13 protein-coding genes and 1 pseudogene are annotated in these 14,203 nt (G+C 70.0%); 6 read left to right on the top strand and 8 right to left on the bottom strand.

Annotation, left to right across the window (positions count from 1 at the left end; all coding sequences use genetic code 11):
• Nucleotides 1-54 precede the first annotated feature (54 nt).
• Together E1294_RS05390 and E1294_RS05385 are read right to left on the bottom strand one after the other, a co-directional pair.
• A complete protein-coding gene (locus E1294_RS05390) occupies nucleotides 55-1,587 on the bottom strand; it encodes an amino acid permease (RefSeq protein WP_132505071.1) in 1,533 nt (510 codons plus the stop codon).
• A 159-nt stretch (nucleotides 1,588-1,746) separates the two neighbouring features.
• Nucleotides 1,747-2,289, bottom strand: coding sequence for a type 1 glutamine amidotransferase domain-containing protein (locus E1294_RS05385; protein ID WP_132505059.1), 543 nt, complete (start codon nucleotides 2,287-2,289; stop codon nucleotides 1,747-1,749).
• 241 nt (nucleotides 2,290-2,530) lie between these two features.
• Between E1294_RS05385 and E1294_RS05380 the strand changes: the two genes are divergently transcribed.
• From E1294_RS05380 to E1294_RS05360, 5 genes are read left to right on the top strand one after another with little or no spacing between them, the layout of a single operon-like run.
• Nucleotides 2,531-4,348 (top strand): ABC transporter substrate-binding protein, encoded by a 1,818-nt coding sequence (locus tag E1294_RS05380; RefSeq protein ID WP_132505057.1) that lies wholly within the window; start codon nucleotides 2,531-2,533, stop codon nucleotides 4,346-4,348.
• Entirely contained in the window at nucleotides 4,345-5,400 is a 1,056-nt protein-coding gene (locus tag E1294_RS05375; protein ID WP_132505055.1) for an ABC transporter permease, read from the top strand. Before E1294_RS05380 ends, E1294_RS05375 begins: the two co-directional genes overlap by 4 nt.
• On the top strand, nucleotides 5,397-6,278 hold the full coding sequence (locus E1294_RS05370) for an ABC transporter permease (protein WP_132505053.1): 882 nt from the start codon (nucleotides 5,397-5,399) through the stop codon (nucleotides 6,276-6,278). Before E1294_RS05375 ends, E1294_RS05370 begins: the two co-directional genes overlap by 4 nt.
• Nucleotides 6,275-7,249 carry an ABC transporter ATP-binding protein gene (locus tag E1294_RS05365; protein WP_132505051.1) on the top strand — a complete coding sequence of 325 codons (975 nt, stop codon included), beginning with the start codon at nucleotides 6,275-6,277 and terminating at the stop codon, nucleotides 7,247-7,249. Before E1294_RS05370 ends, E1294_RS05365 begins: the two co-directional genes overlap by 4 nt.
• Nucleotides 7,246-8,250, top strand: coding sequence for an ABC transporter ATP-binding protein (locus tag E1294_RS05360; RefSeq protein WP_132505049.1), 1,005 nt, complete (start codon nucleotides 7,246-7,248; stop codon nucleotides 8,248-8,250). Before E1294_RS05365 ends, E1294_RS05360 begins: the two co-directional genes overlap by 4 nt.
• Here E1294_RS05360 and E1294_RS05355 read toward each other — a convergent pair.
• The 5 genes and pseudogenes from E1294_RS05355 to E1294_RS05335 all read right to left on the bottom strand — a co-directional run bounded on the left by E1294_RS05355 (nucleotide 8,247) and on the right by E1294_RS05335 (nucleotide 12,480).
• Nucleotides 8,247-8,911, bottom strand: a pseudogene (locus E1294_RS05355) (response regulator). The gene E1294_RS05360 and the pseudogene E1294_RS05355 sit on opposite strands and share 4 nt — an antisense overlap.
• A gap of 31 nt (nucleotides 8,912-8,942) precedes the next feature.
• Nucleotides 8,943-10,088 carry a sensor histidine kinase gene (locus E1294_RS05350; RefSeq protein WP_132505047.1) on the bottom strand — a complete coding sequence of 382 codons (1,146 nt, stop codon included), beginning with the start codon at nucleotides 10,086-10,088 and terminating at the stop codon, nucleotides 8,943-8,945.
• A 147-nt stretch (nucleotides 10,089-10,235) separates the two neighbouring features.
• Nucleotides 10,236-10,940: an NAD(P)H-binding protein gene (locus E1294_RS05345; RefSeq protein WP_132505045.1), complete on the bottom strand. Its 705-nt coding sequence runs from the start codon at nucleotides 10,938-10,940 to the stop codon at nucleotides 10,236-10,238.
• A 13-nt stretch (nucleotides 10,941-10,953) separates the two neighbouring features.
• On the bottom strand, nucleotides 10,954-11,592 hold the full coding sequence (locus tag E1294_RS05340) for a maleylpyruvate isomerase N-terminal domain-containing protein (protein WP_132505043.1): 639 nt from the start codon (nucleotides 11,590-11,592) through the stop codon (nucleotides 10,954-10,956).
• 159 nt (nucleotides 11,593-11,751) lie between these two features.
• A complete protein-coding gene (locus E1294_RS05335; protein ID WP_132505041.1) occupies nucleotides 11,752-12,480 on the bottom strand; it encodes a nucleotidyltransferase domain-containing protein in 729 nt (242 codons plus the stop codon).
• A 10-nt stretch (nucleotides 12,481-12,490) separates the two neighbouring features.
• Here E1294_RS05335 and E1294_RS05330 point away from each other — a divergent pair, with 10 nt between their 5' ends.
• Nucleotides 12,491-13,258: an SDR family oxidoreductase gene (locus E1294_RS05330; RefSeq protein WP_246082833.1), complete on the top strand. Its 768-nt coding sequence runs from the start codon at nucleotides 12,491-12,493 to the stop codon at nucleotides 13,256-13,258.
• Nucleotides 13,259-13,409: 151 nt separating this feature from the next.
• Here the strand turns inward: E1294_RS05330 and E1294_RS05325 are convergent, their stop codons facing one another.
• Entirely contained in the window at nucleotides 13,410-14,201 is a 792-nt protein-coding gene (locus tag E1294_RS05325) for an SDR family NAD(P)-dependent oxidoreductase (RefSeq protein WP_342775010.1), read from the bottom strand.
• Nucleotides 14,202-14,203 lie beyond the last annotated feature (2 nt).

The following is a 14,203-nucleotide window of genomic DNA, read 5'->3' as shown; positions in this document are numbered from 1 at the left end:
AGCAGAATGCAAGCAGGTGGGTACGGCCCGCGCGAGCCGTACCCACGGTGAGCGTCAGGGGGTGGGGACCTCGTCGTCGACCGTGCGGCGGGGGCCGGTGAACCAGTGGCGGGCCGACAACATCCACCACAGCGCGATGCCGATCAGCACCACCCCCACCGCGATCGGCGCGTAGTTGACGGACGTCCAGGTGAAGTCCGGGTTGCCGGGCACGCCCTCGGGCGAGAACGGCATGACGAAGTAGATCGACACGATCACGATCTCGACGCAGGCGATCCAGCACAGGGCTTTGTACTTCTTGCCGAGCGTCCACGGGCCGGGGGTGAAGGCGTCGCCCATGCGCAGGCGGAGCCAGATCGGGATGAGGAACGCCAGGTAGAGCCCGATGACGGCGATCGACACGACCGCGTAGAACGCGACCGGCGTGGTCAGGCCGGGAGGGGCGTAGAGGGCGGGCAGGGTGATCAGCGCCGCGGTGACGCAGCCGCCGAGGATGGCGTTGACCGGGGTGCGGTTGCGGTCGACCCGCGACCACAGCCGCCAGCCGGGGATCGCGCCGTCACGCGCGAACGCGTACGTCATCCGCGACATCGACGTCACGCAGCTCATCCCGCAGAAGAACTGGCCGACCGTGGAGATCGCGAAGATCGCGGTGGCCAGCGGGGACGACAGTGCCGTTTCGAAGATGGCGCCGACGAAGCCGCCCTGGGCGTTGAGCTCGTCCACGTTCGTCGCGGCGAACAGGAACGACAGCAGCAGGATCCACCCGCCGATGGCCGAGTAGAAGATCGACCGCCACAGCCCGCGGGCCGCGCTCTTGGCCGCGCCCTGCGTCTCCTCCGACACGTGCGCGCAGGCGTCGAATCCGGTGATCGTGTACTGGGTGAGCAGGAAGCCGAGCGGCAGCACGTACAGCCAGAAGGGCAGCCCTTCCGAGCCGACGCCGAAGCCGGAGTTGTTGTTCGTGCCGCCGAAGACGAAGCCGAGCGACTGGTGGTCGTCCGGCGCGAAGATCAGGATGGCGACGACGATCGCGGCGCCCGCGACGTGCCACCAGACCGAGACGTTCTGCAGCAGCGAGATGAGCCGGTGGCTGTAGATGTTGATGAGGGCGTGCAGCGCGAGGACGATCACGAACAGCAGGAACGCCTGCGGGAGCGTGCCCTCCCATGCTCCGCCGGTCAGCCGGTTGATGGTGATGTTGAGGAACGTCGCGCAGCCGTAGTCGACGGACGCGGTGACGGCGATGAGGCCGATCAGGTTGAGCCACCCGGTGAACCAGCCGTGGATCGGCTTGCCCAGCTTGGCGGCCCACCAGTAGATTCCGCCCGCCGTCGGGTACGCCGACACCAGCTCGGACATGCAGAAGCCGATGATCAGGATGAACATGGAGATCAGCGGCCAGCCCCAGGAGATGGCGATGGGGCCGCCGTTGTTCCAGGCCTGTCCGAAGGTGGTGAAACAGCCGGCGAGGATGGAGATGATCGAGAACGAGATGGCGAAGTTCGAGAATCCGCTCCAGGTGCGGGCCAGTTCCTGCTTGTAGCCGAGTTCGGCGAGTCGCCTGGAATCCTCTTCAGTGGTCACTGAGGTCTCCCTGAGGGCACGGAGGACGCTCCATTTGGTCTACATCTAGACCATTTCTCTCCAGGGGACAAGGAGTTACGGCTGGGTTTCGATCTCGTCATTCCACGCCGGAGGGAGGGCGCCAGGTCGGCGCCCTCCCTCCGCGTCGGTTCCGCGCCCCTACCCGAACGCGTCGGTCGCGGCCTGGCAGAAAGCCTTCAGGTCGTCCGGCTTGCGGCTGGTGACCAGCGTGTTCGGCCCGTCGGTGCACACCATGACCTCCTGGTCCACCCATGTGGCGCCGGCGTTGCGCAGGTCCGTTTGCAGGCTCGGCCAGGAGGTCAGCCTGCGGCCGCGTACGACGTCCGCCTCGACCAGGGTCCACGGCGCGTGGCAGATCGACGCCACCGGCTTGCCCGTGTCGAAGAACGACCGTACGAACTGCACGGCCTGCGGCACCGTACGCAGGAAGTCGGGGTTCGCCACGCCGCCGGGGAGCACGAGGCCGTCGAAGGATCCCACGTCGACGTTGTCCACCGTGTCGTCCACGGCGAACGTGTCGGCCTTGTCCAGGTGGTTGAACGCCTGGATCTGGCCGGACGCGGTGGAGATCAGCCTGGGCGTGCCGCCCGCCTGCTTGACCGCCTTCCATGGCTGGGTGAGCTCGACCTGCTCGACTCCCTCAGGAGCGACGAGGAACGCGATGGTCTTGCCCTGCATCATGCGATCTCCTCCTTGGTTTCGGCTGTTTCCCGCCCCCTATCCGATGGGTTCGGATGTATGCGCCCTTACGGACAAGGGGTATGCGGAGGGATGCCAGGTCACAGGTGTGCCAAGCGGGCTGAAAATTTACACCGCCGAATGAAACGAGAATGAAACAATTTTCCGGCACGCGTTGACACACGGTCTCCGTATGGTGTGCCTTTCTCTACACAGGAACCCCCCGCCTGAAGGTGAGGCACGTATGAGGAAATGGTTCGCACGCCTGGCTGCGCTGGGCGTCGCGCTCTTAGTAGCAGGTCAGGGTACGACAACGGCCCTTGCTCAGGAACCGACGGCGGGGAAGAAGATCGTTCGCGTCGGCGCCACGCAGTCCATGGACTCCATGAACCCGTTCCTGGCGGTCCGTCTGGTCTCCACGTCGATCCACCGCTGGATGTACGGCTTCCTCACGGTCCCCGACTCCAAGACGCTCCAGCCCAGCCCCGACCTGGCCGAGTCGTGGTCGGCGTCGGAGGACGGCCGCACGTGGACGTTCACGATCCGTGAGGCCAAGTGGTCCGACGGGCAGCCGATCACGGCCGAGGACGCCGCCTTCACGTTCAACAAGATCATGACGGACGAGGCGGCCAAGACGGCCAACGGCCCGGCCGTGGAGAACTTCGAGAGCGTCACGGCCAACGGCCAGGAGCTGACGATCAAGCTCAAGTCGCCGCAGGCGTCCATGCTGGAGAACCCGGTCCCGATCGTGCCCAAGCACGTCTGGGAGTCGGTCACCGACATGGCCAACCACGACGCCGAGACGTACCCCACGGTGAGCAGCGGCCCGTACTTCGCGGTCGAGCACAAGAAGGACCAGTACGTCAAGCTGCAGGCCAACCCCAACTACTGGCGGGGCAAGGCCAAGGTCGACGAGCTGCAGGTCATCTTCTACGACAACCCGCAGGCCGCGATCGCCGCGCTGCAGAAGGGCGAGATCGACCTGATCGGCCGGCTGGACCCGCCGGAGTTCAAGGCCATCCAGAACGACCCCAACATTGAGGCATGGAACACCGACGGCCGTCGGGCGAGCTACCTGCAGATCAACCACGGCGCCACCACCACCGACGACAAGCCCCTCGGCGACGGCCACCCCGCGCTGAAGGACGTCAAGGTGCGCCAGGCGCTGCACTACGCGATCGACAAGCAGAAGCTGGTCGACGAGGTGTGGGACGGCCTGGCCAAGCCCGCCCACGGCTCGATCGTGCCGCCGATGTACCAAGACTTCTTCTGGGAGGCCACCGGCGACACCAAGGTCACCTACGACCCGGCCAAGGCCAACCAGATCCTCGACGACGCCGGCTACGAGAAGGGCCCCGACGGCGTCCGCACGATGCCCGACGGTGACCGCAAGCTGGAGTTCCGCTTCAGCATCCACACCGACACCCCGCTCGAGGACAAGCTCGCCGAATACCTGACCGGCTTCTTCAAGGAGATCGGCATCACGCTGACCACCAAGAAGCTCGAATCCAGCAAGTTCACGGAGGAGACGGGCTACACCGGCCTGTTCGACATCGCGATCAGCGGCTGGTCGGTCAACCCCGACCCCGAGGAGGTGCTGGCCACGCACCTGTGCTCGCGCCGGCCCACCAAGGACGGCGAGGGCGGCGGCACCGAGTCGTTCTACTGTGACGAGACCTTCGAGAAGCTCTACAAGGACCAGCTGAAGGAGCTCGACCGGCCCAAGCGCGCCGAGATCATCAAGCAGATGCAGGAGCGCCTCTACACCGACGCTCCCGTCATCGCGATCTACTACACGAACGACCTCGAGGGCTACCGCAAGGACCGCATCACCAGCATCACCCCGATCCCCGAGAACAAGGGCCTGCTGTACGGCGGCAGCGGCTACTGGCCGTTCTACACCGTCGACGTCAAGGCCGCGGGGGCGAGCGGAACGAGCGGCGACGGCGGCGGTTCAAACACCGGCCTCATCGCCGGTATCGTCGGCGCCGTGGTGGTCATCGGACTGGGCGGATTCCTCCTGAGCAGGCGGCGCAAGAGCGTCGCAGACGAGCGCGAATGACCACTCCGCTCGAAGCGGCAGAGCCCGCCGCCGCGCAGGCGGCGGGCCCTGGTGACGGGCGTTCCACCCGCAGCGGCACGCTGCGCTACGCGCTGTCGAAGGCCGGTGGGGCGCTGTTCAGCATCGCCATGGTGATCGTCGGCACGTTCTTCCTGTTCCGGATGTTGCCCGGCGACCCCGTGCGCAGCCTGGCGCAGGGCCGCAACATGACCCCGGCACAACTCGACCTCGAGCGCAGCCGCCTCGGCCTGGACAAGCCGCTGATCCAGCAGTTCTTCGACTTCGTCGGCGACACCCTCCGCCTCGACCTCGGCATGTCGTACGAGTACAAGCGGCCCGTCCTCGACCTGATCGGCGAGCGGCTCGGCCCGACCCTGCTGCTCGCGGGAACGGGCCTGGTCATCGCGGTCAGCCTCGGCATCTGGCAGGGCACGCGGGCCGGCTGGCGCAGCGGCAGCCCGTTCGACCGCTTCTCCACCGGCACGTCGCTGCTGCTGTGGTCGGTGCCGACGTTCTGGCTCGGGCTGCTGCTCATGATGGTCTTCGGGGTGGGCATCGGGCCGATCCCCGGCATCTTCCCGTTCCGTGGCATCGAGAGCGTGGACGCGCCCGACGGGTTCGCCTACGTGCTCGACGTGGCCTCCCACATGGTGCTCCCGTGCCTGACGCTGGTCGCCGTGGTCTACGCCCAATACCTCCTGGTCATGCGCTCGTCGCTGCTGGAGGAGGTCAGCCAGGACTACGTGACCGTGGCCAGGGCCAAAGGGCTGCGCGACGACGACGTACGCCGCCGCCACGCCGTGCCCAACGCCCTGCTGCCCACGGTGACGCTGGTGTTCATGCGCGTCGGGTTCGTGGTCGGCGGCGCGGTCACCGTCGAGACGATCTACACCTGGCCGGGGCTCGGCCAGCTGTTCTACGAAGCGATCAGCGTGCCCGACTTCACGCTCATGCAGGGCACGTTCCTGCTGATCACGGTGGCGGTGATCGTCATGAACACGCTGGCCGACGTGGTCTACCACATGCTCGACCCGAGAGTGAGGTCGGCATGACCACTGTCGCCACGACCCGCAGGCGGCAGGCGCTGAGCCGCTTCTGGGCCGACTTCCGCAGCCACCGGGCCGGCGTCGCCGGCATGGCCGTGCTCGTCATCGCCGTGGTGCTCGCCCTGATCGCGCCGCTGTTCATCGACGAGAGCGTGACCAGCGTCGTCGACACCACCGGCGACGACTTCGACGCGCCAAGCCTGGCGTTCCCGTTCGGCACCGACGAGTCCGGCCGCTCGATCCTGCTGATGGTCTGGTGGGGCTCGCGCACGTCGCTGCTCATCGGCTTCCTCGCCGCCCTGCTGAGCATCGTGATCGGCATGGTCGTCGGCATCGCCGCCGGGCACTTCCGCGGCTGGCTCGGCGCCGTGCTCATGCGCGTCACCGACTGGTTTCTCGTCCTGCCCTCGCTGGTCACCGCCCTGGTGCTGGCGGCCATCCTGGGCGGCAGCACGTTCACGATCATCATGGCCATCGGCATCACCACCTGGCCGTCGACCGCCCGGCTGATCAGGGCGCAGACGCTGGCCGTGGAGTCCAGGCCGTACATCGAGCGCTCCAAGGCGCTCGGCGCCGGCCACTGGCACATCACGACCCGCCACGTGCTGCCCAACGTGGCGCCGCTGCTGCTGGCCAGCACCACGCTGGAGGTGGCCAGCGCCATCGTGACCGAGTCGACGCTGGCCTTCCTCGGCGCCTCCGCCAACAAGACCTCGTGGGGGACCATGCTTCGCGGCTCGTACGACTTCGGCGCGGCCAACGAGGGCGCCTGGTGGTACATCCTCATCCCCGGCCTCGCCATCCTCGCCGTCGTCATGGCGTTCACCCTGGTCGGCCGGGCCCTGGAGGCCGTGCTCAACCCCCGGCTGAGGAGGGCGGCATGAACCTCCTTGAGCTCGACGACCTCTCGGTGACCTACCGCATCGCCTCCGGCGAGGTGCCGGCCGTACGCGGGGTGTCGCTGACGCTCGACTCCGGAGCGGCACTCGGAGTCGCCGGCGAGTCGGGGTCCGGCAAGTCGACGCTGGCCATGGCGCTGCTGCGGCTGCTGCCGCGGGACGCGCGCGTCGGTGGCCGGATCCTGCTCGACGGCGAGGACGTGCTCACCATGAAGTGGGGCCGCATGCGGGCCGTACGCTGGGCCGAGGCCTCGATCGTGTTCCAGGGCGCGCAGCACGGGCTCAACCCGGTGCGCAAGATCGGCGACCAGGTCGCCGAGCCGCTGCTGGTCCACGGCCAGGCCAAGCCCGAAGCGGCCCGCAAGCGCGTGACCGAGCTGCTCGACCAGGTCGGCCTGCCCACCTGGCGGGCCCGCAGCTACCCGCACGAGCTGTCGGGCGGCCAGCGGCAGCGGGTGATGATCGCGATGGCCCTGGCCTGCTCGCCCCGCCTGATCATCGCCGACGAGCCGACCACCGCGCTCGACGTCATGGTGCAGGCCCAGGTGCTGACCCTGATCAAGGACCTGGTCGCCGAGAACGGCATCTCGCTCATCATGATCTCGCACGACCTGTCCGTCCTGGCCGACGTGTGCGACCGGCTCGCGGTCATGTACGCGGGCCGCATCGTCGAGCAGGGCCCGTCAGGCGAGGTGTTCCACGACGCCAGGCACCCCTACAGCAAGGCGCTGGCGGCGGCGTTCCCGACGGTGGGCGACCCGGCCGCGCGGCTGGCGCCGAAGGGCCTCGGCGGCGACCCGCCGGACCCGATGCAGCTCCCGACCGGCTGCTCGTTCCACCCACGCTGCCCGGTCGCGCTGGACGAGTGCGCCACCCTCGACGTGGAGCTGTGGCCGGCCGGCGAGCGCCGCACGGCCGCCTGCGTACACGTCAGGGCGAAGGAGGATGCCTCATGACGGAGACCCAGGCCACGAGGGAGAAGGTCTCGACCTCAGGGCCGAGCCTTCTGGAGGCTCGCGACCTGCACGTGGAGTTCGTCGCGCGCGGCCGCCGCGCCCGCGCGGTCGACGGCGTCAACCTGGCGATCGGCGCGGGCGAGATCGTGGCCCTGGTCGGCGAGTCCGGCTGCGGCAAGACCACGCTGGCCCGCACCCTGCTCGGCCTCGAACGGCCCACCTCCGGCGAGGTCCGGTACGGCGGCACGGCGCTCGACTACGGCTCCAAGGCGCTCAAGGCCTACCGCAGGCAGGTGCAGCTCGTCCTGCAGGACCCGATGGGCTCGCTCAACCCCCGCCACACCGTCTACGAGGCGGTGGCGGAGGGGCCGCGCATCCACGGCCTGGCCGACGAGGAGACCGCCGTCGCCACCGCGCTGTCCAGAGCCGGGCTGCGCCCGCCCGAACGGTTCTTCCTGCGTTACCCGCACGAGCTCTCCGGTGGTCAGCGGCAGCGCGTGGTGATCGCCGGCGCCCTCGCGCTCAACCCCCACGTGCTGGTCGCCGACGAGCCGGTCGCCTCGCTGGACGCCTCCGTACGTGGCGAGATCCTCGCCCTGATGCTCAAACTGAGGGAGGACCTCGACCTGTCGGCGCTGGTCGTCACCCACGACCTGGGGCTGGCCTGGAACATCGCCGACCGGGTCGCGGTCATGTACCTCGGCAGGATCGTCGAGTCGGGGCCCGTGGAGCAGGTGCTGACCGCGCCGCGCCACCCGTACACGCAGGCGCTGATGTCGGTGTTGCCGGAGTCGCCCGAGCGGGTGGTGCTGACCGGCGAGCCACCCGACCCGACCAGGATCCCCGGCGGATGCCGCTTCCACGCCCGCTGCCAGGTGCTCGCCTCCGGCAAGGCGGCCGAAACCGGGGTCGACGGCAAGTGCCGCTCGGAGCCGCTCGACATCCTGCCGGCCGTGCCCGGGGCGCAGGCCGCCTGCCACTACGCGGACGCCGCCGGCTAACCGAGGTCGGCGTCGTGTACCAGGATGGCGGCCTGGACCCGGTTGGCCAGGCCCAGCTTGGCCAGCACCCGGCTCACATGCGCCTTCACCGTGGCCTCCGTCAGGCGCAGCTCGCGGCCGATCTCGGCGTTGGACAGGCCGCGGGCCACGGCCCTGATCACGTCCTCCTCCCGCCCGGTGAGCCCGGCGAGCTGCCTGCGCGCGGCCTCGGCGCGTGAAGGGGCGCGCTCCACGTACGAGGCCAGCAGGCGCTTGGTCACCGACGGGGAGAGCATGGCCTGGCCGCCCGCGACCGTACGCACGGCGGCGGCCAGCTCCCTCGGCGGGGTGTCCTTGAGCAGGAACCCGACCGCGCCCAGGCGGAGCGCCTCGTGCACGTACTCGTCCAGGTCGAACGTCGTCAGCATCACCAGCTTGGGCGGGTCGGGCACGGCCAGGAGCCGGGCGGCGGCGGTCAGGCCATCCATGCCCGGCATGCGCACGTCCATCAGCACGACCTCAGGCCGAAGCCGCCGCGCCGCCGCCACGGCCTCGCCGCCGCCACGGCCTCGGCGCCGTCACGGGCCTCGCCGGCGATCGCGATGTCGCCGGCGGCCTCCAGGATCAGCCGCAACCCCGACCGGACGAGCTCCTCGTCGTCCACGACGAGCACCCGGATCACCGGCACCTCAATGCGCTGAAGGACGGGCGGGTCATGCCGGGATCCTGGCGCTCACCAGGAAGCCGCCGCCGTCCTCGGCGTTGGTGCGCAGGGTGCCGCCGAGCAGCTCGACGCGTTCCCGCAGCCCGATCAGGCCCCAGCCCGCGCCGGGCAGCTCCTCGTGCGGCGACCGCGGCGCCTGGTTGCGCACCTCCACCTCCAGCACGTCGGTCCCGAAGCGGATGCGCACGTCCGCGCCGGCGTTCCCGGCGTGCTTGTGCACGTTGGTGAGCGCCTCCTGGACCACGCGGTACGCCGTCCGCTCCACGCTCGCCTCCACCGGCCGCGTCTCGCCCTCGTCGTGCCTGGTCACCGCGATGCCCAGGGCGCGCGTCTGGTCGAGCAGCCGGTCGAGGTCGTCCAGCGTGGGCGGCGGCCGGAGCGCGCTCTCCGTCGCGGCGGCGGGATCCGCCCCCACCAGGTCGCGCGGGGGCGAGCGGAGCACCCCCAGCACGTCACGCAGGTTGGCCAGCGCCTCCCGCCCGATCCCCGCGATCATGGCGGCCGACCGCGCGGTGTCGTCGTCGGCCGCCCGCATCTCCATCGCCCCGGCGTGCAGGACGATCAGCGAGACCCGGTGCGCGACCACGTCGTGCATCTCCCTGGCGATCCTGGCCCGCTCCTGAGCCCTTGCCTGCTCGGCGCGCATGACCTGCTCGCGTTCCAGCCGCTCGGCCCGCTCCCTGGCCGCTTCCAGCACCTCGCGCCGGGCGCGTACCCAGAGACCCACCGCCAGTGGCAGCCCCATCACGACCAGCGCCATCAGCTCCGCGTTGCCGAGACTTGCTGTGGCGAGCCTTCTGAGGCCGTCCTGCCACTCGCCGACCAGCACGGAGATCCCGCACACCGCCAGGCAGCCACCGAGGTAGGCGGCGATGCCGCGGCCCTTGTTGAGCGTGAGGCCCGCGTAGTAGGAGGCGACCATCAGCGGCGGCCACATCACCAGCCAGGCGTACCCGACGGCCCCCACGACGGCCAGCGGCCACCAGGACCGCTGGACCTGCCAGGCGGCCACGCCCGCCGCGGCGGCGATCGCGACCAGCACCGGGAGGGGCAGGCTCGACGGCACCCCGGCCTGCCCGTGCACCACGAGCAGCGAGGCCGCGAACACACCGGAGCCGAGCAGGACGAACCGCATGTCCACAGCGTATGGGGCGGCCGGCGAGATGCATGACGACGAAAGTCGTAATCGCCGATCGCCGTTCGAGGGGGCGCTGTTCGAGGGGGCGGCGAGCTTGCTCGACCGGCGCCCGCGCGGCAGGCGGGCCCCGGTCGAGGGCACGGATCACGCGCGGAAGGCGTCGGCGTTCTCCGAGGCCCACTGGGCGAAGCCGCGCGCCTCCTGGCCGGTGACCTCACGCACGGTCGGCACCACCGTGTAGCCGACCTCGGGGGTGTTGCCCAGCGCGCCGATCAGGAACTCGATGGTCTGCTCGCCCATGCCGTCGGCGGCCCACTTCGCCCTGGCCTCGTCGACCGTCAGCTCCACGAACGCGACGTCCTTGCCGATCGCGGATCCCAGGATCGCCACCTTCTCCTTGAGCGTGATCGCCTCGGGGCCTGTCAGCGTGTACGCCTTACCGCCGTGTCCCCCCTCGACCAGCACCTTCGCGGCCACGGCGGCGATGTCGCGCTCGTGCACCAGGGCGCTCAGCCGGTCGCCGAACGGCTCCTTGATGACGCCTTCCGTCCTGATCGAGTGCGCCCACCACTGCAGCGTGTTGGACATGAACTCGACCGGGTGGAGCAGCGTCCACTCCAGGTCGCTCGCGGCGAGCGCCTGCTCCAAAGCGCCGTCCTCGCGCCCGCCGAGCACCGTGGCCCGCCGTACGCCCGCCTTGACGGCCAGGGCGACGACCTCGACGCCCTCGGGGAGGGTGGCCTTCGCGGGGTTCCTGGTGAGGGCCCGCACCTGCCTGCCGGCCTCGAGGAGCTCCTCGACGACGTGACGGCCGACGGTTCCGGTGGCCCCGGTGACGAGCATGGTCATAGCGCGAGACCGGTCAGAAGGCGCTTATCGCCGCCGGTGCGCGCTCGGCCCGGCTCAGGGTGCGGATGACCGCGATGGCTCCGTGGCGGTGCACGGCCAGCCGGGCCAGCAGCTCCACGACGGGCTCGTTGACGGCCGCCGGCAGTTCGGGGGTGTCCACGCCCACACTGGCCGCCAGGTCGTCGGAGTGCACGACCAGCTCCATCAGCCGGGTGAGCAGGAAATCGTCCAGCCGCAGGCACCAGCCGGCCCAGGGCAGCATGACGACCCGGTCGGCCGGCTCCGCGGGCAGCGCGGCGCTCAGCCGGTCGAGCAGCGCCTGGGACCGCTCCGCCAGCGCCGCGGGGCCGTTCGCCGCGACGGCCTCGCCACCGCGCCTGACACTCACGTTGCTCTCGTGGTCGAGCCCGGCCTGCACCCACGGCGAGCGCGAATAGTGGTCGATGAGGTCGATGGGCTCCTGGACCTCGCCGTCCCCAGGGAGTACGTCGCCGACCCTGACGAGCTGGTGAGCCAGGTGTCCGGCCAGTCCCGAGACGCTGAACTCCGTCAGCGCGCTCGGCTTGTCCCACGACGCGCCCACGGCGGGATGCCGCAGGAGCGACACCGCCGACGTCGCGGCCACCAGATAGGACTGCCTGATCTCCCCCATTTGCCGCCCTTTCCCCGAAATCAGGTGATACGCGCCAACACTATCCGTTCACGCAGGGGTTCCCGGATGCGGGAAGCCCCCCCGAACGGATCACTGGGCCGATCACTGGGCCGATCACTGGGCCGATCACTGGGGCGTCGGCAAGGCTCACGGCGGCCCTCAGGCCAGGGCCCTCCTTATGGCCGACCTGACGAACGCCCGCGCCAGCCGCGCCCTCCTGAACCGGCTCAGCACCGGAGGCGGAGTGTCGTACCTGCGGGCGCGGATGTCGGTCACCACGTTCTCCGGCGCGTCCATCCCGGCCAGCACGTCGAGAGCCTCGCGCTTGCTGATCAGGCGGCCCTCCCGCAGGGTGACCGTGGCCCTGGCGACCGTCAGCACGCCCAGGTCCACCCAGACGTCCTGCAGCCAGCGCCGCCGCCCCTGGGCCTTGACCAGCCAGAAGTCGCGCAGGTCAGACCGGACGAACGTCTCCAGCTCCGCGTCCGACACCGGCGGCAACACCTCGCCGGGCGGCGGGCCGTACAACTGCCGGGGCGCGGTGTGCAACTCGCGCCGCGTGACGGCGGTGACGGGACGGCGGAAGATGCGCTCGTGCGCCCACGTCACATGCTCCGCAGCGAGATCGTCCAGCTCCTGACGGGGCATGTAGGAGCAGTGCACCAGGCCGGCGAAGGGCTGGTCGAGCGACCGGTGGACGGCCTTGATGCGCCGCCACTGCTCCATCGTCACGGGCGAGTCGAGCACCGCGATCAGGTCGAGGTCGCTGCGGCCCGGCCGGTAGTCGCCGGCCCCCAGCGAGCCGTGCGCCCAGAGCGCGACCAGAGGGACGGCCGGTTCGATCCTGTCGAGAAAATCCTTCAGCAGGCGTTCGGTCGCTGCGTGCATGATGGCAACTATGATCGATCCACCGCGTACAGGAAAGGTCGCGCTGATCACAGGCGTGGGCCGCACCGTCGGCATCGGGGCGGGGATCGCCCGGCGGCTGGCGGCGTCGGGCTGGGACATCGCCTTCTCTCACTGGTCCCCCTACGACGAGCGCATGGCCTGGGGCGTCGAGCCGGGCGCGACCGACGCGATCGCCGCGTCGCTCGCGGACGACGGCGCGGCCTCGGTGGCGATCGAGGCGGATCTCTCCGACGTGGCCACCCCCGCGAGGATCTTCGACGAGGCGGAGCAGGCGCTGGGCACCGTCACCGCGCTGGTGATGTGTCACTGCGAGTCGGTCGCCTCGGGCCTGCTCGACACCACCGTGGAGAGCTTCGACCGGCACTTCACGGTGAACGCGCGGGCCACCTGGCTGCTGGTCCGCGAATACGGCCGGCGCTTCCGCGGCACCCATGGAACCGGCCGGATCATCGCCCTCACCAGCGATCACACCGTCGGCAACCTGCCCTACGGCGCGAGCAAGGGCGCCCTCGACCGCATCACGCTGGCGGCGGCGCACGAGCTGGCCCACCTCGGCGTCAGCGCCAACGTGGTCAACCCCGGACCGGTGGACACCGGGTGGATGCCGGACGAGGTCCGCGAGCAGTGCATCCGCCAGACGCCGCTCAACCGTCTCGGCACGCCACAGGACACCGCCGACCTCGTCGACTTCCTATGCTCGCCGCAGGGCCAGTGGATCAACGGCCAGTTGCTCATGAGCAACGGCGGATTCGGCTGACACCCGCGGAACCGCGCCAGGCCACAGCCGGTACGGCCCCGTCAAGGCCTTGGCGGGCGTCCGGCCGCCGCGGGCATGATGGCGGCGATGATCATGACGCGAGCGGCCGGCTGAGTGACACCTTCACCCCGCGGTCATGCAGTCTGGCACGTCAGAGCGCGTGGCCTCCGGCCACTTGCAGTACCTGGCCGGTGATCCAGCGGGCTTGATGTGAGGCGAGGAACACGACGGCGTCGGCTATGTCGGCCGGCTCGCCCACACGTCCCATCGGCACGATGGAGCGGGCATGTTCGTACGTTTCGGCGTCCATCCACCCTGTCTGTACGGGGCCAGGAGCGACGGCGTTGACGCGGATACCCACGGGGGCCAGGTCCAGGGCGGCTGCCCGCGTGAGGGCTTCGAGCGCCGCCTTGGACGTGCCGTAGCCGATCTGCCCGGGGAAAGCGCGGGCGGCGTCTGTGGTGATGTTCACGACGCAGGAGGTGCTGCCCTGGGGTTGCCGTTTCGCCAGCTCGGAGATGAGCAGTGCCGGTGCTATCGCGTTGACCTCGTAGTGCCGACGCAGGCCGGCACCGTCGAGAGCACCGAATGCGTCAGGGGATTCGCAGTGCGCGGCGTTGTTCACGAGCACGCCGACCGGTCCAAGGCGGTGCTCGACCTCATCGAACAGGTGCCGGGCCGTGGACGGCTCGCGGAGATCGCCGTGTGCGGCCACCGCGTTGCCGAGTTCCATGGCCAGCTTCGTGGCGGTGTCCGGGGTGAACGCCGCGTGCTCCCACTCAACACCCGGAGGGGCCGGCGTCTCGGTGACGTAGTGGACCGCCACACGCGCGCCCTCAGCCGAGAACGCTCGGGCTATCGCAGCGCCGATGCCTCCACTTGCGCCTGTGACGAGAACGACCTGATCTCGAAGCTTCGTATCAAGCACGACGCTTGCTCCCATCG

This window comes from Nonomuraea diastatica, assembly GCF_004349015.1.
GTDB lineage: Bacteria > Actinomycetota > Actinomycetes > Streptosporangiales > Streptosporangiaceae > Nonomuraea > Nonomuraea diastatica.
This window is presented reverse-complemented; position numbering and strand designations above follow the sequence as displayed.

What these genes read in the sequence shown, in the direction of transcription:
- E1294_RS05370 (WP_132505053.1), top strand. Translation starts at nt 5,397, where the DNA reads ATGACCACTGTCGCCACGACCCGCAGGCGGCAGGCGCTGAGCCGCTTC.
- E1294_RS05380 (WP_132505057.1), top strand. Translation starts at nt 2,531, where the DNA reads ATGAGGAAATGGTTCGCACGCCTGGCTGCGCTGGGCGTCGCGCTCTTA.
- E1294_RS05365 (WP_132505051.1), top strand. Translation starts at nt 6,275, where the DNA reads ATGAACCTCCTTGAGCTCGACGACCTCTCGGTGACCTACCGCATCGCC.
- E1294_RS05350 (WP_132505047.1), bottom strand. Translation starts at nt 10,088, where the DNA reads ATGCGGTTCGTCCTGCTCGGCTCCGGTGTGTTCGCGGCCTCGCTGCTC.
- E1294_RS05335 (WP_132505041.1), bottom strand. Translation starts at nt 12,480, where the DNA reads ATGCACGCAGCGACCGAACGCCTGCTGAAGGATTTTCTCGACAGGATC.
- E1294_RS05360 (WP_132505049.1), top strand. Translation starts at nt 7,246, where the DNA reads ATGACGGAGACCCAGGCCACGAGGGAGAAGGTCTCGACCTCAGGGCCG.
- E1294_RS05375 (WP_132505055.1), top strand. Translation starts at nt 4,345, where the DNA reads ATGACCACTCCGCTCGAAGCGGCAGAGCCCGCCGCCGCGCAGGCGGCG.
- E1294_RS05340 (WP_132505043.1), bottom strand. Translation starts at nt 11,592, where the DNA reads ATGGGGGAGATCAGGCAGTCCTATCTGGTGGCCGCGACGTCGGCGGTG.
- E1294_RS05385 (WP_132505059.1), bottom strand. Translation starts at nt 2,289, where the DNA reads ATGATGCAGGGCAAGACCATCGCGTTCCTCGTCGCTCCTGAGGGAGTC.
- E1294_RS05330 (WP_246082833.1), top strand. Translation starts at nt 12,491, where the DNA reads ATGATCGATCCACCGCGTACAGGAAAGGTCGCGCTGATCACAGGCGTG.
- E1294_RS05325 (WP_342775010.1), bottom strand. Translation starts at nt 14,201, where the DNA reads ATGGGAGCAAGCGTCGTGCTTGATACGAAGCTTCGAGATCAGGTCGTT.
- E1294_RS05345 (WP_132505045.1), bottom strand. Translation starts at nt 10,940, where the DNA reads ATGACCATGCTCGTCACCGGGGCCACCGGAACCGTCGGCCGTCACGTC.